The organism is Thermovenabulum gondwanense (assembly GCF_001601575.1).
Classification (GTDB): domain Bacteria; phylum Bacillota; class Thermosediminibacteria; order Thermosediminibacterales; family Thermosediminibacteraceae; genus Thermovenabulum; species Thermovenabulum gondwanense.
This window is the reverse complement of record NZ_LOHZ01000025.1, coordinates 17,083-37,784: the sequence shown is the minus strand read 5'-3', so window position 1 is coordinate 37,784 and position 20,702 is coordinate 17,083. Positions and strand designations below refer to the sequence as shown.

General features: G+C 35.5%; 22 protein-coding genes. All 22 read right to left on the bottom strand.

Translation table 11 applies throughout. The annotated features are described in order from the left end of the window. Window position 1: 1 nt before the first annotated feature. The 22 genes from spoIIP to spoVE all read right to left on the bottom strand — a co-directional run bounded on the left by spoIIP (window position 2) and on the right by spoVE (window position 20,691). A complete protein-coding gene (gene spoIIP / locus ATZ99_RS04715) occupies window positions 2-1,246 on the bottom strand; it encodes a stage II sporulation protein P (protein WP_157074716.1) in 1,245 nt (414 codons plus the stop codon). Further along, the gene (locus tag ATZ99_RS04710) at window positions 1,236-1,934 is read right to left on the bottom strand and encodes a DUF1614 domain-containing protein (protein WP_068748091.1); all 699 of its coding nucleotides are present in this window, start codon (window positions 1,932-1,934) and stop codon (window positions 1,236-1,238) included. The genes spoIIP and ATZ99_RS04710 overlap by 11 nt, the downstream gene beginning before the upstream one ends. Window positions 1,935-2,023: 89 nt before the next feature. Beyond that, on the bottom strand, window positions 2,024-2,686 hold the full coding sequence (phoU, locus tag ATZ99_RS04705) for a phosphate signaling complex protein PhoU (protein ID WP_083947349.1): 663 nt from the start codon (window positions 2,684-2,686) through the stop codon (window positions 2,024-2,026). Window positions 2,687-2,707: 21 nt separating this feature from the next. Next, window positions 2,708-3,451: a phosphate ABC transporter ATP-binding protein PstB gene (gene pstB / locus ATZ99_RS04700; protein WP_342669111.1), complete on the bottom strand. Its 744-nt coding sequence runs from the start codon at window positions 3,449-3,451 to the stop codon at window positions 2,708-2,710. A 102-nt stretch (window positions 3,452-3,553) separates the two neighbouring features. Next, window positions 3,554-4,942, bottom strand: a complete 1,389-nt coding sequence (locus ATZ99_RS04695) for a sensor histidine kinase (RefSeq protein WP_068748089.1) — start codon at window positions 4,940-4,942, stop codon at window positions 3,554-3,556. Window positions 4,943-4,963: 21 nt separating this feature from the next. Then, complete coding sequence (locus tag ATZ99_RS04690; RefSeq protein ID WP_068748088.1) at window positions 4,964-5,659, bottom strand: winged helix-turn-helix domain-containing protein; 696 nt, start codon at window positions 5,657-5,659, stop codon at window positions 4,964-4,966. Window positions 5,660-5,673: 14 nt separating this feature from the next. Next, window positions 5,674-6,456 (bottom strand): peptidoglycan editing factor PgeF, encoded by a 783-nt coding sequence (gene pgeF / locus ATZ99_RS04685; RefSeq protein WP_068748087.1) that lies wholly within the window; start codon window positions 6,454-6,456, stop codon window positions 5,674-5,676. A 20-nt stretch (window positions 6,457-6,476) separates the two neighbouring features. Then, window positions 6,477-8,132 carry a radical SAM protein gene (locus tag ATZ99_RS04680; protein WP_068748086.1) on the bottom strand — a complete coding sequence of 552 codons (1,656 nt, stop codon included), beginning with the start codon at window positions 8,130-8,132 and terminating at the stop codon, window positions 6,477-6,479. Window positions 8,133-8,204: 72 nt separating this feature from the next. Continuing rightward, the gene (locus ATZ99_RS04675) at window positions 8,205-8,459 is read right to left on the bottom strand and encodes a YlmC/YmxH family sporulation protein (protein WP_068748085.1); all 255 of its coding nucleotides are present in this window, start codon (window positions 8,457-8,459) and stop codon (window positions 8,205-8,207) included. Between the two features lie 96 nt (window positions 8,460-8,555). After that, window positions 8,556-8,708 carry a hypothetical protein gene (locus tag ATZ99_RS11830; RefSeq protein ID WP_157074715.1) on the bottom strand — a complete coding sequence of 51 codons (153 nt, stop codon included), beginning with the start codon at window positions 8,706-8,708 and terminating at the stop codon, window positions 8,556-8,558. Window positions 8,709-8,722: 14 nt separating this feature from the next. Next, window positions 8,723-9,496, bottom strand: coding sequence for an RNA polymerase sporulation sigma factor SigG (sigG, locus tag ATZ99_RS04670; protein ID WP_068748084.1), 774 nt, complete (start codon window positions 9,494-9,496; stop codon window positions 8,723-8,725). 77 nt (window positions 9,497-9,573) lie between these two features. Then, window positions 9,574-10,296 carry an RNA polymerase sporulation sigma factor SigE gene (gene sigE / locus ATZ99_RS04665; RefSeq protein WP_068748203.1) on the bottom strand — a complete coding sequence of 241 codons (723 nt, stop codon included), beginning with the start codon at window positions 10,294-10,296 and terminating at the stop codon, window positions 9,574-9,576. A gap of 48 nt (window positions 10,297-10,344) precedes the next feature. After that, entirely contained in the window at window positions 10,345-11,235 is an 891-nt protein-coding gene (locus ATZ99_RS04660; protein WP_068748083.1) for a sigma-E processing peptidase SpoIIGA, read from the bottom strand. A 136-nt stretch (window positions 11,236-11,371) separates the two neighbouring features. Beyond that, on the bottom strand, window positions 11,372-12,421 hold the full coding sequence (ftsZ, locus tag ATZ99_RS04655) for a cell division protein FtsZ (protein ID WP_068748082.1): 1,050 nt from the start codon (window positions 12,419-12,421) through the stop codon (window positions 11,372-11,374). A gap of 20 nt (window positions 12,422-12,441) precedes the next feature. Beyond that, window positions 12,442-13,659, bottom strand: a complete 1,218-nt coding sequence (ftsA, locus tag ATZ99_RS04650) for a cell division protein FtsA (protein WP_068748081.1) — start codon at window positions 13,657-13,659, stop codon at window positions 12,442-12,444. 78 nt (window positions 13,660-13,737) lie between these two features. Next, a complete protein-coding gene (locus tag ATZ99_RS04645; protein WP_068748202.1) occupies window positions 13,738-14,085 on the bottom strand; it encodes a DUF1290 domain-containing protein in 348 nt (115 codons plus the stop codon). Window position 14,086: 1 nt separating this feature from the next. After that, window positions 14,087-14,815: a DUF881 domain-containing protein gene (locus ATZ99_RS04640; RefSeq protein WP_068748080.1), complete on the bottom strand. Its 729-nt coding sequence runs from the start codon at window positions 14,813-14,815 to the stop codon at window positions 14,087-14,089. A gap of 42 nt (window positions 14,816-14,857) precedes the next feature. Then, window positions 14,858-15,616 carry a cell division protein FtsQ/DivIB gene (locus ATZ99_RS04635; protein ID WP_068748079.1) on the bottom strand — a complete coding sequence of 253 codons (759 nt, stop codon included), beginning with the start codon at window positions 15,614-15,616 and terminating at the stop codon, window positions 14,858-14,860. A 41-nt stretch (window positions 15,617-15,657) separates the two neighbouring features. Then, on the bottom strand, window positions 15,658-16,920 hold the full coding sequence (gene murA / locus ATZ99_RS04630; protein WP_068748078.1) for a UDP-N-acetylglucosamine 1-carboxyvinyltransferase: 1,263 nt from the start codon (window positions 16,918-16,920) through the stop codon (window positions 15,658-15,660). A 34-nt stretch (window positions 16,921-16,954) separates the two neighbouring features. Continuing rightward, on the bottom strand, window positions 16,955-18,343 hold the full coding sequence (gene murC, locus ATZ99_RS04625) for a UDP-N-acetylmuramate--L-alanine ligase (protein ID WP_245641305.1): 1,389 nt from the start codon (window positions 18,341-18,343) through the stop codon (window positions 16,955-16,957). A gap of 126 nt (window positions 18,344-18,469) precedes the next feature. Then, a complete protein-coding gene (gene murG / locus ATZ99_RS04620; RefSeq protein WP_068748076.1) occupies window positions 18,470-19,588 on the bottom strand; it encodes an undecaprenyldiphospho-muramoylpentapeptide beta-N-acetylglucosaminyltransferase in 1,119 nt (372 codons plus the stop codon). Window positions 19,589-19,593: 5 nt separating this feature from the next. Beyond that, on the bottom strand, window positions 19,594-20,691 hold the full coding sequence (gene spoVE / locus ATZ99_RS04615) for a stage V sporulation protein E (RefSeq protein WP_068748075.1): 1,098 nt from the start codon (window positions 20,689-20,691) through the stop codon (window positions 19,594-19,596). Between the last annotated feature and the right edge of the window lie 11 nt (window positions 20,692-20,702).

Below are 20,702 nucleotides of genomic sequence, written 5' to 3'. Positions count from 1 at the left end.
CCTATAAATTATTTTCTTCCTTTTTATTTTCTTCTTCCGTTTCAGTTTTATTTTGATCGGATAAAAGCTCCGCAGCTTCTTTTTCCTCTTTTTTAATTTCTTCTTGGTTTTCCTCTAAAATAGACTTTTCTTTTTTTACAAATATATTTCCCAGGAAATTAGAGAATTCCGAACTACCGAACTTTTTCACTTTGCTTTTAAATTCATTCCAACCCCCTGTGCTGATAATCATATATCCTACAATTCCTAACACCACGATAAAAATTATCCAGAATATTGTTGCACCTGCACTTTTTCTTTCTCCGGGCACCTGGGTAACCAAGCCTTGAGGTGCTGATTCTTTTTGATAATCCGCACCGTAAACGGTCGCCATTATTACATCCGCCAGATGTTGAATACCTTCTTCAGCCTTTTCTCTATGATTTGTGTAAGTCCCGGCTTCCACCAATATTGTCCTGGGGAAAAGGTCCTGATTGTAGTTACCCTTACCGTAAAATATCCCCTTAAAAAGACCGGGGTATTTTTTATCTGCAGTAGCTTTAATCTGCCAGGCAAAATTATTTATCATTTTTATCTGCGGGTTTTGTCTTCCAACAACGAGCCTTACCTGCGCTACAGGCCTTCCATTTACACTGCCGGTATACTCTTCGGCGGGCACTGCGTCCCTGTGAATATCTAAGACGGCATCGGGCTTGTTTTTTAGAAGCTCCATGGCAGTGCGCCTGGAGCGATGGTAAGCACCCGCATCATGGGGGTCATGGGGTTTTTCCGATTGAATCACCTTTACTCCCTTTTGCTCTAAGGCTTTTTTTAGAGCCTCTCCAACTTTAAATATTCCTCCCCGGTATGGAATACTGGATTTACCATCGGTAGGAACATAAGATTCATCACTGTGGGTGTGATATATGACTATTACTTTTTGTCCTGCTTCTTTAAATGCTTCCTGAACACCTTCCTGTTCATTGGTTTGAAGAGCACTTTCAATATCAATTTTTTCTATAAATTTTGCAAAGGCTATATTACCCTTTACCTCTGTAACTTCGTACAAATTATTTTTTTCATCTAAATATTGATCTCCCACAGTTACAAACATGCTGGTTCGAAATATAATATCATTGGTACCCTCTTCATAAACCGTAAAATATCCTTCTTTTGTTTCTTCTTCAGCGTGAACAATTGAAAAAAATGAAAAAACAATAAATATTATTAACAAATAAATATATAATCTCTTTATTTTACTCCTCATTTTTTTCATCCCCTTCTTGTGTAGAATCATCTTGAGTATCAATATTTTGAGTTGCTTCCTCTTGTTTTCTTGTATTCAAATTTGCTTTTGCCGTTCCTCCCTGAAGCTTTTCCCTTGTCTCCCCAACTATTTCACATAAAAGAACCGCAATCACACCCGAAATTATTGTAGCATCAAAAACTCCTGCTCCTCCTATTACGGTACCAATGGGTCTTCCCGCTACCCCAAAAACGTATAAAAGATCCCCGATTAAAATACCCATTATACCTGCAATAAAAGCCCCGCGCCTTGATCTGCCGAAAATATAGGCAACTATTCCAGCGATTATTGCAAAGGCAAAAAGAGGATCTATTATCATTACATCGGGTTCTGCGGGTAATAGCCTACCCGCCAAAAATACTGCAATACCACTGATTACAGAAGCCACTATTGCTCTTATTTTTTCCGCAGCTTCATCTGCTGTTACAATTAAATATAAAGCTAAGATTATCGGCACTATTCCTCCACCAATATTTATCGATAAACTTCTACTTAAAGGAATTGCCGGTAAAAAAAATCCTACTACCATTATTGCTAAAAATAAGAGGGCTGTTTTATCGTTCAATTTCATCCTATCAAGAACCCGATGTAAAACACCGAAATATATTAAAATGGCTACTGCAACAAGTAAAATTATTCCAAAAGGCATTTTATCACCTCTAAATACAAAATTTTTTCTTTTTTAGCTTTCCACGGGTAAGATAATTTATACAAAATAAAAAGCGCCTTGTCAGCGCTCTAATTGTTTAACTCTTTTTTTTCACCGGTAACCAAAAATATTAACCATTCACCAATATTAGTAGCATGATCCGCTATTCTTTCTAAATACCTGCCCACAAATAAGAGCGATGTAGCCTGCGAAATGGTTTTGGGGTCCTGCATCATAATAATCAACAATTCTCTGAAAATTTGTGAATACAAATGATCAATTTCATCATCCGCTTCACATACTTTTTTTGCTGCTTCCACATCTTCATTCACATAAGCATCAAGGGCATTTTTTACCATTTCCTTAGCTAAGTGAGCCATACGCGGGATATCAATTAAAGGTTTTATATATTCTTCATTTAACAATCTTATAGTGGTTTTTGCTATGTCTACCGCATTATCTGACATTCTTTCCAGGTCCGTAACTATTTTTACTCCCGTAAAAATTACTCTCAAATCTTTGGCTAAGGGATGCTGGGTTGCAATAAGTTTAATGCATTTATCCTCAATCAAGTGCTGTAAATTATCCACTATATCATCATCCTCAATTACTTTTATTGCCAGTTTCTCATCTTTTTTCACCAGAGATTCCACCGCATTAAAAATCTGCTGCTCTACTACACTCCCCATTTTCAGTATATCCTGCTGCAGTAATTCCAGTTCTTTATTGAACCCGGATCGTAAATTTGTCAAAGGCTTTCCCTCCTATCTTTATTATCCAAAACGCCCCGTTATATAATCTTCAGTTTTTTTATTCTTAGGGTTATAAAAGACTTCTTCCGTTATTCCGTACTCTACTAATTCTCCGTTTAAGAAAAATGCCGTAAAATCCGATACCCTTCCTGCCTGCTGCATGTTATGGGTAACGATAACAATAGTGTATTTTTCTTTTAAATCTATAATCAGTTCTTCTATTTTCATTGTAGAAATAGGATCCAGGGCGGAACAGGGTTCATCCATTAAAATTACATCAGGTTCCACAGCTAAAACCCTTGCAATGCAAAGTCTCTGCTGTTGTCCCCCCGATAGACCCAGAGCAGAACTTTTTAGCCTATCCTTAACCTCATCCCATAAAGCCGCTGCTTTTAGACTTTTTTCCACAATTTCATCAAGTTTTGTCTTATCTTTTATTCCATGAATTCGAGGACCGTAAGCCACATTATCGTAAATAGACATGGGAAAAGGATTTGGCTTTTGAAATACCATTCCCACCTTTTTCCTCAATTCCACCACATCCACGCCGGGCTCATAAATATTTCTCCCATCCAATATGATCTTACCCGACACCCTCGATCCTTCAATTAAGTCGTTCATCCTGTTTAAAGTCCTTAAAAATGTGGATTTACCGCATCCTGATGGTCCTATCAAAGCGGTTACCTTTTTATCTTTTATCGTCAAGTTTATATCTCTTAAAGCTTGATAATTTCCGTAATAAAAATTTAGATTTTCTGTTATTATTTTATCTTCTATTTTAATCTCCCCCTCGAGCAGTAAATTAATTATTTTTATTTTATTAAAAGCATGTTAAATACAATTTTACAATTTGTTAATTTTTTGTGATTAACTTTTAAAGGTAATAATAAATTTAGTTCCTTGATTCAACCTGCTCTCCACCTTTATCTCTGCTCCCAGGGCTCCTGCTAAATTTTTTACAATAGCAAGGCCTAATCCACTTCCTCCGCTTTCACGGCTACGGGCCTTGTCAACCCTATAAAACCTTTCAAAAATCCTCCCTATATGCTCCTCGGGTATTCCAATTCCGGTATCACAAACTTTTATTATTACTTCTCCATTTTGCCCTCCCGATTCTATCCATATTTTACCCCCTTCGGGAGTGTATTTTATAGCATTGTCTACCAGGTTAATCAATATCTGCATTAATTTGTCTCTGTCACTAATCATTTCACTTATCGAACTTTTATAACTAAATTCCAAATTTTTCTCTTCAAAACGTTTCTTAAAAATCAAATTTATTTCTTCAAAAACTTCCTCCAATTTTAATTTTTCATTTTTAATCTTTAAATGCCCCGATTCAATTTCAGAAAGATTTATTAAATCTACAATAAGCCTGTAAAGCCTACCTATCTCAAAATCGATAATATTCAAAAATCTCAATGTTATTTCTTCGTCTTTGAATGCTCCATCCAGCAATGTTTCAATAAACCCTTTGATTGAGGTTATGGGAGTTTTAAGTTCATGGGAAATATTCGCTATAAGCTCGGTTTTTACTTTCTCCATATTTTTTACATAAGTTAAATCTTTAATTAATATTACGCAGTTTATTATTTTTAAATTCTCTTTAACCGGAATAATTAATACCTTATAGGTACCTTCCTTTATTAAATAACTCAAATTCAGCTCCCTAATTTTCCCATCCCTTAAAGCTTCTTCCGTTTCCTTTATTATTTCGTAATTCCTTATAACACTCAATAAGCTCTTTCCGGTAATTTTTTCTAAAGGGATTCCTAACAATTCGGTAGCTCTTTTATTTAAAAAAAATATTTTTGTATTGCCGTAAAGAAAAAGGACACCTTCTTCAATACAATCTAAAAGTTGATAAAAGTTTTCCTTTAAAAACGAATATTCCTCAGTCAACTGCCGGAATCTCTTTCCTAGCCTGTTGACAGCATTGCTCAAATCACCCATTTCGTTTGACCACGAATAATGAATTGTTCTTTCAAAGTTCCCCAGAGCAAAGTTTTGTAATATTTTCGTGATCTTTCGTACGGGAAAAATAAGCTTTTCTTTTGCCCGAAAATAAGCATTAAATAAAACGTAAATATTTACAATTACCAGGATTAATTTCCCAATAACAATCCATGGCAAAAAATTAAATTTTGCAAAAACTTTCAGTATGCCTTGTAAAGATAATAATATAATATCAAGGGCTAAAAAAAGTGTAACAATACCTTCAAAAATGAAAAAGAATTTTATTTTTTTATCAAGCATTTAAGGCACCTTCCCCAAAATTCACTTTTCCTTGAACTTATATCCTATTCCTCTAATCGTTTCTATATATTTAGGTTCATCCTGTTCATCTCCTAATTTTTGCCTTAAATGCCTTATATGCACATCTACGGTTCTCGTATCCCCTAAGTAATCATACCCCCAGATTCTTTCCAGTAAATAATCCCTTGAAAAAACCCTGCCCGGGTTTTGGGCAAAAAGTTTTAACAGTTCAAATTCTTTTGGTGTTAGATCAATTTTCCTTCCATCTACGGTAACTTCAAATTTATCAACTTCTATACAAATATCCGAAATCCTTATCGTATTTTCTCCCTTATCCTTTTTTTCCACCCTGCGAAGTACGGCCTTCACCCTTGCAACCAATTCCCTCACGCTGAAAGGTTTTGTAATATAATCATCAGCTCCAATTTCTAAGCCCAAAATTCTGTCTATTTCTTCGTTTTTTGCTGTAATTAATATTATAGGTATTTCTGAAGTATCGGTTTTTCTTCTTAGAATTTTACATAATTCATATCCATCTATTCCCGGAAGCATAACATCCAAAAGAATTAAATCCGGTTTTTCTAATTTTATCAATTCTAATGCTTGTTCACCGTTTAAAGCTTTAATTACTTTAAATCCATTGTTTTCTAAATTAAATTTTAAAAGTTCCAATATATTGGGCTCATCGTCTACTATCAATATTTTTTCATTGGCCATAATTTTCCCCCTTGTCAAACCAATTCTATAATGGCAACAAGGCTGCCCGCCTTTTCTTTTTCTCTTCTATAGGAGAATAATAAATCCTGATTACAAAAAGTACAATAACCACTTTCTATAATGTTTTTTTCTTTTACCCCTGCTTCCATAAGGATGATTTTATTTGCCAGAGTAAGGTCCATCATCCATTTTCCTTTGCCTTTATATAAGGTAAAATCCTCGCAATTGAAATTTTCCTTTCTAAAGACATCTATCACTGGCTCATCTACCTCAAAACAGCATCTTCCAATACACGGCCCTATCCCGGCTAAAAGATTTTCCGGGTTTGTTCTAAAATATTCTACCATTTTCAAAATTGTTTTTTCCCCTACCCTTTTTGCAGTCCCCCGCCATCCAGAATGGGCAAGACCAATTGCAGGTTTTTCTTTATCCAGGAAAAATAGCGGAACGCAATCCGCATAAAATGTAACAAGAGCGACATTTTTTCTATCCGTAATAAGGGCATCCTGTCCCTTAATATCCGAGTCCTTAAAAATTCCTTTTCCCCTATCTTCTTCTTTTGCATAATATACTTTATCATCGTGAATTTGATCAGATAACACAAGGTTTTCATGGTTAACCCCTAATATTTTACAGAACTCTCTAAAATTCAAGATGGCTTCATTTCTTTTATCCTGCTTTTTAATAGCAAAATCTAAAGGTTTTGCTGAAAAACCGTGTCTTACAATCCCCGTAGATTCAAAGGCTGGAATAATAAAAAACTTTATCCCATTCCTTTCTCTTAATTCAAAAGTCATTTTTTGCACCACCCGTAAAATCATTTTTCACAGATCATACATAATTTACATTTTTCTTTTGTGCAGGGGCTCGTACTTTCTCCTTTCAAAGCCTTTTTATATTCTCTTTTTAGTAACTCCTCATCGAATCCCATGTTAATTATATCCCACGGTAGTTCCTCGTATAAATCTAAATTTCTATAGGCATAAAAATATATATCTTTTCCGTTAATATCAATGTTTTTAAAGTCCGAAGTTTTGCCTCCTCTTTGGTGGGCTTTTAAAATCAAATTCCCGCTCTCCCTGTCTCCTCTTGCTAAGGATGCTTGTATTACGGATAATCTCGGGCTTTCATTTATTACCTTTATCCCCGAGGGTTTTAAAGTGCTTTTTATCCTTTTTATCCTTTCTTCCAATATATTTTCTTTTTCCATACCAAACCATTGGAAGGGAGTAAAAGGTTTGGGTATAAAAGGATTAATGCTGACTGTAAGTTCCCCGGTTTTGTTCCCGATATTTATCATAAAGTATTTCAGATTTTTTAAAAAAACTATCATCTCATCTATATCAGAATCTTTCTCGGTAGGGATACCTACCATATAATAAAGTTTCAGATTTTTAATTCCGAATTTAAATGCTCCCTCTGCCGCTTTATAAATGTCCTCCTCTCCTATTCCTTTATTTATAATCTTCCTAAGCCTTTCCGATCCAGCCTCAGGCGCAACGGTGAGAGTTTTATGATTGCTGAAAGAAAGTCCCTCGAGGAGAGGAGAAACCAGGGAATCAGCCCTTAGAGAGGAAACAGAAAACTTAATATTCCTTTTCATCAATTCCCGGGAAAGTCTTTCAATATCCGGGTAATCCGATACCGCCGCTCCTACAAGACCCACTTTGTCGGTAAATTTTTTGGCAAACTCCGCCCTTTTCAGGACAATTTCTAAATCCCTTATCCTCGGAACTCTGTAGCAGTATCCGGCCATACAGAACCTACAGTTCCTACCGCAACCGCGGGAAATCTCAATCAAAAACATATCCTTAAACTCGTTATTCTCTGTAAATACCGCGGTTTCCGTAAAAAAATCATTAAGATTCCTCAAATAGCGCTTCTTTACCCTGCCTCTATCCTTTTGATAAAGTAACGGAACGTATACCCCTTCTATTTGAGAAAGCATTTCTAATATGTCATTTTTTTTTGCTCCTTTATTATTCTCCAATACTTCCATTATTTCATGAATTACCTCTTCCCCTTCACCAATAACAAAAAAATCAAAAAAAAGTGATAAAGGTTCCGGATTAAATGTAACGGCAGGCCCTCCTGCCATAACTAATGGAAAATCCCTATCCCGGGCAAGTAAAGGGATATTTGATTCCTTTAATACCTCAAGGATATTTATATAATCCATCTCATAAGATATAGAAAAACCTATAATATCATATGAAGAAATTTCCTTTTGCGCTTCAATGGTATAAGGTTTGAATCCCTTACCGAAGAAAAAAGCCCTATGGCATAGAGAATCTTTTCTTTTATTTACTTCCCGGTATATAGAATGAAATCCCAGATTCGTCATGCCGATATTATAGGTATTCGGAAAAACCAGGGCAAAATTCACCAAAGCAGAACCATACTCTTTAATCTGAATTAAAGGAAGCTCCGAATCTCTAAGTTGCTGTAATTTCTTTTTTATTTCCCAGCGCAATACTTATTCCCCCTTATTGCTTTCATTTCAATTATAATCATTAATACAAAAAATAAAAAGGCTTTTAAAGCCTTATAATCCTTTTTTTAATGTATCCTGATATTCTACAAGTATTACATCCTCTCCTATTTTTTTTACCTTTTCCCAGGGTATTTCAATTTCTTCACTCCTCAAAAATAAATTGAACCCTCTGGAAACCCCGGGCAATACAATAGATTTTATCTTCCCGTAGTCCGTATCAATATCTATATCCATAATAAACCCCATTTTTTTACCATCAAAAATATTTATTACCTCCTTTTGCCTCAAATCGGTAGCTTTTAACATATAATTCCCTCCATTTTTTCTAAGTTCTAATAAATATTTTATTAAACCATTTTTTATAAAATGAGAAAAAATAAAAAGCCTTTTAAAGGAGGCTTTTCATTCTTCTTTTATTTGCATTACTACCTTTGTCTTTGAGGTATTATCAAAATTCAAATTATTTGTGTTATAGGCCACAATGGATTTTGGTATTAAATAATACAATACGAAAATAAGCATTATCAGTACCAATGCTATTAATCTTTTCAGCAACTTTCTCACCTCTTTTAAATGTACTTTCTCATATGTTTTAGAGCGGATTTTTCAAGCCTTGATACTTGAGCCTGGGAGATTCCTATTTCCTGAGCCACTTCCATTTGAGTTTTACCTTCAAAAAACCTCATCATTAAAATCATTTTCTCCCGCTCATTTAACTTCTGCATAGCCTCTTTTATAGCAATACTTTTCAACCAATTTTCATCGTTATTTTTATCATCGCTGATTTGATCCATTACAAATATGGGATCCCCTCCATCGTGATAAATTGGTTCAAAAAGAGAAACGGGTTCCTGTATTGCATCCAGAGCTAAAACTATTTCTTCCCGGGGAACTTCCATTTCTTCTGCTATTTCATTAATGGAGGGCTCTCTGGAATTTTTATTTACAAGATTATCCCTGATTTGCAAAGCCTTGTACGCTACATCCCGCAAAGACCGGCTTACCCGGATTGGGTTGTTATCCCTTAAATATCTCCTGATTTCACCGATAATCATGGGAACTGCATAGGTGGAAAATTTAACATTTTGGCTTAAATCAAAATTATCTATTGCCTTCATAAGCCCAATACAACCCACCTGAAATAAATCATCCACATATTCTCCTCTATTAGTAAACCTTTGGATTACACTCAACACCAACCTTAAATTCCCGTAAATTAATTTTTCTCTTGCGTCTTTATCCCCATTTTTAGCTTTTAAAAAGAGTTCTTTCATTTTGCTGTTAGATAAAACCGGAAGCTTGGATGTATTCACCCCGCATATTTCCACTTTATTTAAACTCATAAAACTTCCCCCTAACTTTCCACTCTCTTATTTTAATTCTTGCCAGTGGGGGAAGTTTTTATGCATTTTAAAAATTTTTACATCATCCTTACGATTTCCCTTTTTAACCTCTTTATTATTCTTTTCTCCAATCTGGATATATACGATTGAGAGATTCCCAGAATTTCTGCTACTTCTTTCTGCGTTTTTTCTTTTCCTCCGTTTAACCCGTACCTGAGCTCCATTATGGATCGCTCTCTTTTGGGTAACTTTTTCAGGGCAATTCCTAACAATTCCTTTTCCACATCCTCTTCAATGCTTTTATATATTATTTCACCGTCTGTACCAAGAATGTCCGAAAGCAACAATTCATTTCCATCCCAATCGGTATTTAAAGGTTCATCAATGGAAACTTCCACTGTATTTTTATTATTCCTTCTCAAATACATCAAAATTTCATTCTCAATACATTTAGAGGCATAGGTGGCAAGCTTAATCCTTTTTGTTGGGTCGTAGGTGTTTATCGCTTTAATAAGCCCAATGGTTCCGATGGATATCAGGTCCTCAATGGGACAATAAGTGTTTTCAAATTTTCGCGCAATATAGACTACCAATCTTAAATTTCTCTCAATTAATACATTTCTTACCGAAAAATCTCCTTCTTCCAATTTTTTTAACAGTTGAGCTTCTTCCTCCAATGTTAAAGGTGGTGGCAAAGTATCTGCTCCGGAGATATAATAAATCGGTTTTTTAAAAAATCTTAAGAGTTTTCTCTTGATAAAAATCCTGATACTATAAATGTGCTTTTTAAAAAAATCTATTATTATTTTAAACACAAATCTCCCCCCTGAATTGATTAATATTTTCATTCATATAAAATCGTAATTAATTAATGCTCTGTAACTACCATCGGGTGAAAGTGTCCCTTCAAACAATCCCAGGATAACATTTTCTAAAATTGAGGTTTTCCCTTTAAAGTTAATTTTCAAAAAATCTATCTTTATACCAATTAGAATACCGTTCATATTACCGATGGATTTATAGGGAATTATCCTCAATCTCTTTTTTATTTCATCACTAATATTATTTACCAAACAATTATAATCCGGATTTATATAAAATTTTTTTATTATATCAAAGTCTTTACGTTCTAAAATGTCTTTAATTTTTTCTAATTCAATAATTACTACCAAAAGCCCATCTATCGGTTCTTTTAATTCATGTCCAGTATCCAGTAATGCTTTTGCCTTTCCACTCTTATTATTTAAAGCATATTGAATATCCAGGATCATATCTTCTTTATTCACTTTTTTTAAAAAATTAGGCCATATCTCTTTTAAAAATAAGACAATGAATATAGCAGATAATAGTAATAACCACCATTTTATAGAAATATTATTTATAATAGGATAGCTAAACACATAGTCCAAATTAAAAAGATAATAAAAAGCTAAGGTAATTGCTCCTGTTAAAAAGGACATAAAAATAAAAACTAAGAATAATCTAATAAACTCTAATTTGCTTTGTGGATTAAAACTTGCTGTCACCACGGCAAAAGGTAGTAAAAATTTTACTATTTTCCCTAAATAATTTATTTTTTCCGGTAACAGCATTTCAATTAAGGCTAAATTACCTATAAAAGCCCCGAAAAGCATTTTCCGGAACTTAATTTTCTTTTGAAGGACAAAGGAGGTAGCCCACAGAATTATGAAATTCATGAACAAATTTATAAAAAAAACAACATCAATATAAATAACCATTTTTTCACTACCCGGCTATAAAAAATATATATTCATTTTTTCAGGTATTTATGATAAATTTTATCAACAAACAATAAAGAAAAATGTCGTTTTATATTAATAAAAAATAAAAAAGAGCGCATAATGCGCTCTTTTTTTATCTTTTTCTTCCCCGTCTTAGGAAGGCAGGAATTTCAAGATCACTTTCGTCAAAATTAATATTTATTATTTCTTCCTGCTTTGGAAGTTTTTCTTTTTGTTCAAATCCCGTGGCAATAACCGTTATCCTGATCTCATCCTGTAATTTTTCATCGATTACCGCACCAAAAATAATATTAGCATCGGGATCAGCGGCTGCGGAAATAAATTCAGCAGCTTCATTTACTTCTAAAATGCCCAAATTACTGCTTCCCGTAATATTTAACAGTACTCCTTTTGCACCTTCAATTGAAGTCTCGAGTAGAGGACTTGATACGGCCTGCTTTGCAGCCTCCAAAGCTCTGTTCTCTCCGGTTCCCCGGCCAATACCCATGTGCGCAAGACCCGTATCCATCATAATCGTCCTGACATCAGCAAAATCCAGATTTATCAACCCCGGAACAGCGATAAGGTCCGAAATACCCTGAACACCCTGTCTTAAAATATCATCGGCTATTCTAAAGGCTTCCAGAATAGAAGTCTTTTTTTCTGCAATTGACAGAAGCCGGTCGTTCGGTATAGTAATAAGCGTATCCACACATGCCTTTAAATTGTTTATTCCCATTTCAGCATGAGCCATTCTGCGCCTTCCTTCAAAAGTAAAGGGCTTTGTTACAACTCCTACCGTTAAAATTCCCATATTTTTGGAAATTTCAGCGACAATCGGTGCTGCTCCCGTGCCCGTTCCTCCCCCCATGCCTGCGGTAATAAATATCATGTCAGCTCCTTTAATTGCTTCTTCGATTTCCGCCTTACTCTCTTCTGCAGCTTTTCTACCGATATCGGGATTTGCGCCTGCACCGAGCCCTTTTGTCAATTTTTCTCCAATTTGTATTTTTTTGTCAGCCTTTGACAGATAAAGTGCCTGTGCATCGGTATTAATTGCTATAAATTCTACTCCTTTTAAACCGGCGTCAATCATTCTGTTTACGGCATTATTACCGCCACCACCAATCCCAATAACCTTTATATTTGCGAACTGCTGTAAAGGTACATCAAATTCTAGCACTTTATTACCCCCTTGAGCTGCTAAAAATATTCTCTTAAAAACCTTTTGGCCCTTTCTAAAAAGGAAACCCTTTGTTTTTGTTTTTCTATGATTTTCCTGTTAAAATTAATAGAAGAAATAACACTGCTCAAAAGCCCCAAACAAACGGTAAATGTTTGATCATAGCCGTACATTTCAGTTTTACCGCCTCTTAGAGGCATACCTAATATTTTTTGCGCCAGGTCGAGCGTGCCTTTTATGGGAAGCAAACCGCTACCAGTTATTACTCCTCCTGCAGCTAAGTTAATCTTTTGATTATCAAATTCCAGCTCTTTTCTTATCAAGCTTATTATTTCATGAACCCTGGGTTCAATTATTGAAGCCAGTTCTTTTTGGTTAATCCTTCTTGTAGAAACTTCTCCTATGCTTTGAATTTCAATTTCCTGCTTTTCAGAAGCCAAGCTTTCCTGAGCACAGGCATATCGTCTTTTAACGATTTCGGCATAATTAAAAGGTAGCCTCAATCCAACAGCAATATCGTTTGTAATATAATCTCCTCCTACAGGCAATGTAGCGTATTTTACTATATCGTTTCCTTTAAAAACTGCTATTTCGGTAATTGTAGCTCCTACATCTATCAGAGCTACTCCCATTTCAATTTCATCCCAGGATAATAGTATTTTTTTTACTGCAAAGGGTTTTAAGTAAATATTATTAATTAAAATACCCGCTCTTTGAAAGCATTTGTGAATATTTTGCATAACGGTTATCGGAGCCGTTACAATATAAGAATCAACCTCAAGCCTTGTCCCAACCATCCCTACAGGGTCATTAATACCCTCACAACCATCAACTATAAATTCTCTCGGGATTACCTGAACCACATCCCTGTCGGGAGAAATTGCAAGAATTTTTGCAGCCTGTATAACCCTTTCTACATCCTGATTGGTAATTTCACTGGTACTTTTGGGTATTGCTACAACACCTTTATTCCTTAAAATATCTACGTTCATCAAGGAAAGTCCTACCACAGCTTCTTCAATTTTAAGGTTGGCCATTGTTTCAGCTTGATTAACCGCATCGTTAATCGACCTGGTCAAACCTTCTATGTTAACCACATTGCCTTTTTTCAAATAAGAGGATGGAGAAATACCATATCCAAGAATATCCATATTTCCGGATTCATTTATTTCCGCAACTAAACAGCACACTTTAGAGCTTCCCAGATCAATTCCAGTTATTATTTCATTTCTTGCCAAACCTTCACCTCCCCTTTTTTGGGTAAGGCATATTAAAATTATTCCACATTTATGCGTAATTTCCTTTTTTATAAAAAATTATTTTTGATTTTTTAAAAATTTGTTGAGGAAATCCCGACGAATAATAGCTAAATTTTGGAATATACGTACACCAAATACAAAAATAGCAGCCAAATATATTGGGATTCCAAGTCTATCTCCAATATAAGCTAAGAACCCGGCAAGTAAAGCATTTGTAAAGAAGCCGGTAATAAATACGTATACATCAAAATTATTTTCACCTACAGCCTTTAACCCCCCAAAAACCGAATCCAATGCAGCAAGTACGGCAATAGAAACATACGGTGCATAATTAACGGGAATATAAATGGGATAAACAAGTCCTATTATAATACCCAGTAATAATCCGATTAGAGGTAGAAGCACATTATTCACCCGCTTTCTCCGGAACAAAATATTTAAATTGGATTGGCCCTGTATATGCAGGCATGTAAATTTTTTCCTGTTTCTTAATGCTGACCTGTATTCCAAAAACCTGGAGGGATTCTATAATACCACCTCTCATTTTCATCGAACTCTCAAGATATTCAGGATCCCCAATCGCATCAATAGTGAAAGGCGGAGCCATTCTGATAGAATTAATAATAATTGTAGGCCCAACACATCTTATTTCAGTAGTGGCTATTATCCTCTGCCCATTAACCGATACGGCTTCTGCCCCTGCGGCGAACAACTCATTTACAACTTTTAATATATCTTCATCGTGAATCAAAAATAAATTTGGGTCTTCTCCAGGTTGCCTGGGAACATTGCTATCATCTAAGGTGATCGTAATACCCGGTCCATAGCCCTCTACCAGACCCGCCACCATCCTCGCCCTTAAAAGTTCTTTTTTCATTGCTTCTGTGACACCGCTTATCTTTGATGCCGAATTTTCATATTCGGTGAGTCTATTTCTAAGCTCCTTCACTTCTCCCTGAAGTTTTTCTTTCTCATCCATTAAACTCTTCAGTTGTGCCGTTAGTTCCTGAACCCTTTGAAGCGAAGTAATGGCGCTACCGCTTTTTTCGGTGCTTCTAAACTGTGTAACGAGCATAAAACCCAAAATGAAACATATAATTGCAATCATAATATTTGCTCTTATCTTTTCTCTCATTCAAACTTTTCCTCCTTAGTCCTAAAAAAGAAATTAATAAAATTAATAGGGCCTAAAAACGGGAATATCTTGATTCAGGTCTATTTCCCCCCTACCCCTGCTGTTTTTTCTTATATCCTCTAAAATATTAGGCAGGTTTTTTAAATTATTTTGCTTTAACCTGTTTTGATTAAAACAAATTCTTATACCATCTACAGTATAAATAAAAAAATTCGTGCCTTCATCGGCTTTTTCGGCATGAATTTCTACAATTTGATTCTGGATTGGTAAAATTCCTTTTAGAACCTCAAAAGTGCTTGAAAATACTCTCTGTTCCTCCTGGAATGTCGGTATTCTTCCTATTTCAGCCTGTTTTACCGTAATTCCCGTTATGATAGGAACCGAATAGTTTTTTATATCCGAATCTATCTTAATAACATTTCCCATAACATCCAGAAGTAGAAAATCCGAATTGAAAGGCAACGCCGCTGCAATATTTCTTTCTTTGATTTTCACCAAAACAGTATTTGGAAATTTAACCGATATCCTTGCCTCTTCTAAGGGGAGGGAATTTATTAAACTTTTTTCGATTAGTCTTGGTCTGATAGTTAAAAGGTTCTTCTCTTTCAGGTAGGATAATTTTTCTTCAATAATTTCGGCTTTAATATTGTGATTTCCAGTGATTTCGATACTTTCTATTTTTAAATACAAATTTGAAACCCAGTAAATTAATGTAATTATACAAAAAAAGGCTATTATTCTCAATAGATTTTTCAGGTTACCCTTCTTTTTTTTACCTCTATCAAAATCCTTGTACCCCATAAAATAACTTGTCCTTCCTCCTTTAACAAAAAAGGGGCAATTTAATCTATTCTGGTAATTCTTGCTCCCAGGTTTTGCAGGTTTCTGTCAAAGTTTTCGTAACCCCTTTCAATATGACTAATCCCTTCAACCACCGTAGTGCCCTCGGCACATAACCCTGCTATCACCAAAGCCGCCCCTGCCCTTAAATCTTTTGCTTCCACTACGGCACCCGTTAGTTTTTTTACACCTGTAATTATTGCCGTATTCCCGTTTATTTTTATGTTGGCACCCATCCTCCTGAGTTCTTCTGCATGTTTAAATCTATTTTCAAATATCGTTTCAATAATCACCGAGGTACCTTCTGCGATAGACAAAAGAGACATCATAGGAGCCTGTAAATCAGTAGGAAATCCGGGATAAGGAAGTGTCCTTAAATTCTCCAAAGCCTTCAGTGGTTCTTCAGCCGTTAATTCAATTCTGTCATTATAAGAATTTATATTGCATCCCATCTCTCTCATTTTTGCCAGCAGGGGTTCGATATGTTCACTAATTACATTCTCTAATATCACGTGTCCCTTGGTCGCTGCACAGGCTATAAGATAAGTACCCGCCGCAATTCTGTCGGGGATCACACTATATTCGTCAACGGGTTTTAAGTCTTCAATTTTGCAGCCTGTTATCTTTATTGTATCCGTTCCGGCACCTCTTATCTGGCAACCCATTCTATTCAGAAAATTCTGTAAATCTATTATTTCCGGTTCTTTTGCAGCATTCCTTATAACCGTTCTACCCTCGGCCAGGGCCGCTGCAATCATTAAATTTTCCGTAGCTCCAACGCTTGGAAAATCAAGGTGAATATCGTTTCCTTTTAATTTACCTGTTTCAGCAGTTATAAAACCGTAACCTTCTTTAATTTCCACCCCCAGGGCAGCAAGGCCTTTAAGATGAAGATCTATAGGCCTTGGCCCTATTTCACATCCTCCCGGGTAAGACACTCTCACCCTCCCGAATTTAGCAAGTAAAGGACCCATCAATATTATGGAAGAACGCATTTTCCTCATAAGGATTTCCGGAACTTCCCATTTGTCTACATTGGAAGTATCCACGATAACTCCATCATCTATTCTTAAAACTTTGGCACCAAGTATCCTTAAAATACTCATCATTACCGAAATATCTATGATATCCGGCATATTTTTTATTATATTTTTATTGGAGTTCAATATTGTAGCAGCAAGTATTGGTAAGCTGGCATTCTTTGAACCCTGGACTTTTAATTTGCCCTCCAATCTATAGCCCCCGTTTATAAGAAATGCCCCCACTATTTTCACCTCCGCATTTTAGCGGAATTAAATTTTATCCCACATCACGCACAGCAAATTTAAGGGATTTTAATAGTTCATAGGAAATTTTGTTTATATCTCCAGCACCAATTGTAATTACTAAATCACCGGGAACCAACTTGTTTATAAGAAAATTAATCACATCTTCTTTTTCTTCAATATACTTTACATTTACATTATTCTTTTTTAAGGCATCAACAATTAAGTGGGATGACACCTTAGGGATAGGTTCTTCTCCCGCACTGTAAAGTTTGGTTACAACTACCTCATCAGCATCAAAAAAGGCGGTTCCGAATTCATCTGCCAATAATTTGGTTCTCGTATACCTGTGAGGTTGAAAAACAGCATATATCCTTCTTGGATTTAAAAGTCTCGCCGTTTTTAATACCACCTTAATTTCTGTGGGATGATGAGCATAGTCATCAAAAATTTTTATACCATTAACTTCACCGATGCTTTGAAATCTTCTTTGAGCTCCTTTAAAAATTTTTAATGCTGAAGATATATCTTTAATATTTATTCCCAGCTGATGCCCTACCCCCACAGCTGCTGTGGCATTATATACATTATGAATTCCCGGAACATTAAGTTCAATATCTCCTAAAAATTTTCCTCTATAATATACACCAAAAATTGAAGAAATCCCCTTTAAGACAATGTCTTTGGGCATATAATCGGCATTGTACTTCATTCCATATGTGAATATTTTCTTTTTTAAACCGGCTAATATATCCCTTACGTTGTCATTATCCACGCATAAAAAAGCAAAACCTTCTTCTTTGACGTTCTCAATAAATCTTATAAATGCCTTCTTCATATTTTCCATATTTTTGTAATAATCTAAATGGTCATTTTCGATATTCGTAACAACTGCCACATAAGGCCTTAATTTTAAAAATGAACCATCGCTCTCGTCTGCTTCAGCTACCAGAAATTCACCTTTTCCTAAGATTGCATTTCCCCCTATGTCATTTAATTCTCCCCCGATGAGAACGGTGGGTTGATATCCATTCTTTTCTAAAATTAAAGAAATCATGGAAGTAGTAGTTGTTTTCCCATGAGCTCCGGAGATGGCTATTCCTTTTTTTTGACTCATTAACAAGCTTAAAAGGTCCGCTCGGTGAAGTATTGTTATATTTTGCTTTTGTGCTTCCATGTATTCAGGGTTGTTTTGGGGGATTGCAGATGACACTACTACGAGATCTGCCCCTTTTACATTTTGTGAATCATGCCCTATAAACACCTTTGCTCCCTGATTTTGAAGTTTATTCAGTATCTCCGAATATTTAATATCCGAACCCGAGACCTCGTAACCCATCTCCAAAAGAATTTTGGCTATAGCGCTCATACCGGAACCGCCGATTCCTATAAAATGAATATGTCTGAAATTGCCGATCAACACCCTTCTCTCCTTCCGAAACTCAATGTAAAGCATTTAAAATTCTATATTTATTATAATATGCCTTCAAATTGCTCCATGTTACAAATACTAACACAAAATGCCATAATTCTGTATGGGAAAATTTACTTATTTTTTGTAGAGAAGTCCTATCGCAATGTCCACAATTTTATTTAACGCATCCGGCTTTCCCAGTTCTTTACTGCACTGTGCCATTTTTTTATATTTATTTTTATCTCCAAGAATTTCCTTTATATACCTGAATAAAATTTCACCATTCAAAAACCTTTCTTCGATTACCAGGGCTGCATTGTTTTTTTCCAAATACCTTGCATTAAAATACTGGTGGTTATCCGCAGCAGAGGGTAAGGGTATTAGGATTGAGGGCTTTCCGCAAACCGTTATTTCCGAAATCGTTATGGCTCCCGCTCTGGAAACCACCAAATCAGCACAGGCCAAAGCATCCTGCATATTATAAAGATAGGGTTTTATTTTAATGTGTCCAAACCTATCCCAATTTATTCCTCTTCTTTCCAACTCTTTTAGAAATATATCGTAATTATTTTTCCCCGTAACGTGAAGTAATTGAAACTCTATTTTATCCTTTATTTTTACTATCAGGTCCATTACTGCTTCGTTTATTTTTTTTGCCCCCTGACTTCCACCAAAAGAGAGCACTAACGGAATATTGCTGTTTATGTTCAAAATTTCCGAAGCAGTTCTCTTATCCGCATTAATTATTTCCGGTCTCACGGGATTACCCGTTAAAACGCATTTACCCGATGGAAAGTATTTTACCGATTCAGCAAAACTTATAGCTATCTTGTCCACAAACTTACCGAGTATCCTATTGGTCACACCGGGTTTTACATTTTGTTCATGAATCAAAGTTGGTATTCCCATAAAGGCAGCAAAAAAAACAACGGGTCCGGCAACATAACCGCCCGTACCTATTACCAGATCGGGCTTTTCCCTTCTTAAAATCCTTATGGCGTCAAAACCTCCCAAAACCATTTCTTTCAATGTAATAAGTGTATCCATGGAAATCCTTCTCTTAAATCCTTTTACCCTTATTTTTTCCAATCGAAAACCGGACATAGGTACCAGTTCTTTTTCCATTCCTCTTTCTGTACCTACAAAAACCGCTTCAATATCTTCCAATTTACTCATAAGCCCTTTTGCAATTGCTATTGCAGGATATATATGTCCTCCCGTTCCGCCTCCCGCAAAGAGAACCTTTTTCCTCATTGTGTTTAAGCCTCCGTGAATCTTGAAATATTTAATATTATCCCCGCTTCAATAAGGGTCATTATTAAGGAAGATCCACCGTAACTTATGAAAGGTAATGGCATACCCGTAACGGGTAAAGATGCTGTTACTACAGCTACATGAATCAAAAATTGAATAGCTATCTGGCATATTATACCGGTGGCAAGAAATTTCCCAAAAACATCAGGAGAGTTAATTGCTATTTTAAAACCTCTCCAGATTAGAATTGTGAAAATTATTATTACAAATACAGCACCTATGAAACCCAGTTCTTCTCCTATTATAGCAAAAATGAAGTCCGTTTGGGGCTCGGGTAAATAGAAAAATTTTTGTCTGCTGTGGCCCAAACCCACCCCTAAAAGTCCTCCCGAACTTAATGCAAACAATGATTGGACTATATGATATCCCTTTCCCCTGATATCCTCCCATGGATTTAAAAATGATGTTAACCTTCTTACCCTGTACTCTTTGCCATATGCCAGCTTTATTGCAACCGCTGCACCTATTACCATTAAAGATAATATATGGGTAAACCTCATTCCGGCTACGAACAAAAGCATCATGGTTAATACTGCAATTACCACTGTTGCTGATAGGTGCGGTTCAACAAGCACCAGCCCACAGGTGGTAGCCATAATAATTAATACAGGTAAAACACCTTTAAAAAAGTTTTCAATAGTATCCATCCGTTTTTCTAAATAACTGGAAAAATATATAATCAATGCCAGTTTGGCTACTTCGGAGGGCTGTATAGAAAAAAAGCCCACACCTATCCACCTTCTGGCTTCATTAATTTTAACTCCAATACCCGGAATCAAAACTAAAATAAGCAAAAGGTAATTTAACAAGAGAAGAGGAAAGGCTACCTTTTTGATTTTCCTGTAGTCAAAGTTTATAAAATATACCATTGCTATTACACCGAATAAAGACCAGAGCAATTGTTTCTTTAAGAAATACAAACTGTCTTTGTATTGATAATAAGCCCAGGCACTGCTGGAACTAAATACCATTACTATTCCAAAACACAGAAGGATAAGTACACACATTAAAAAAGTAAAATCAGGAGGCCTTTTGTATTTCATATCTATACCTC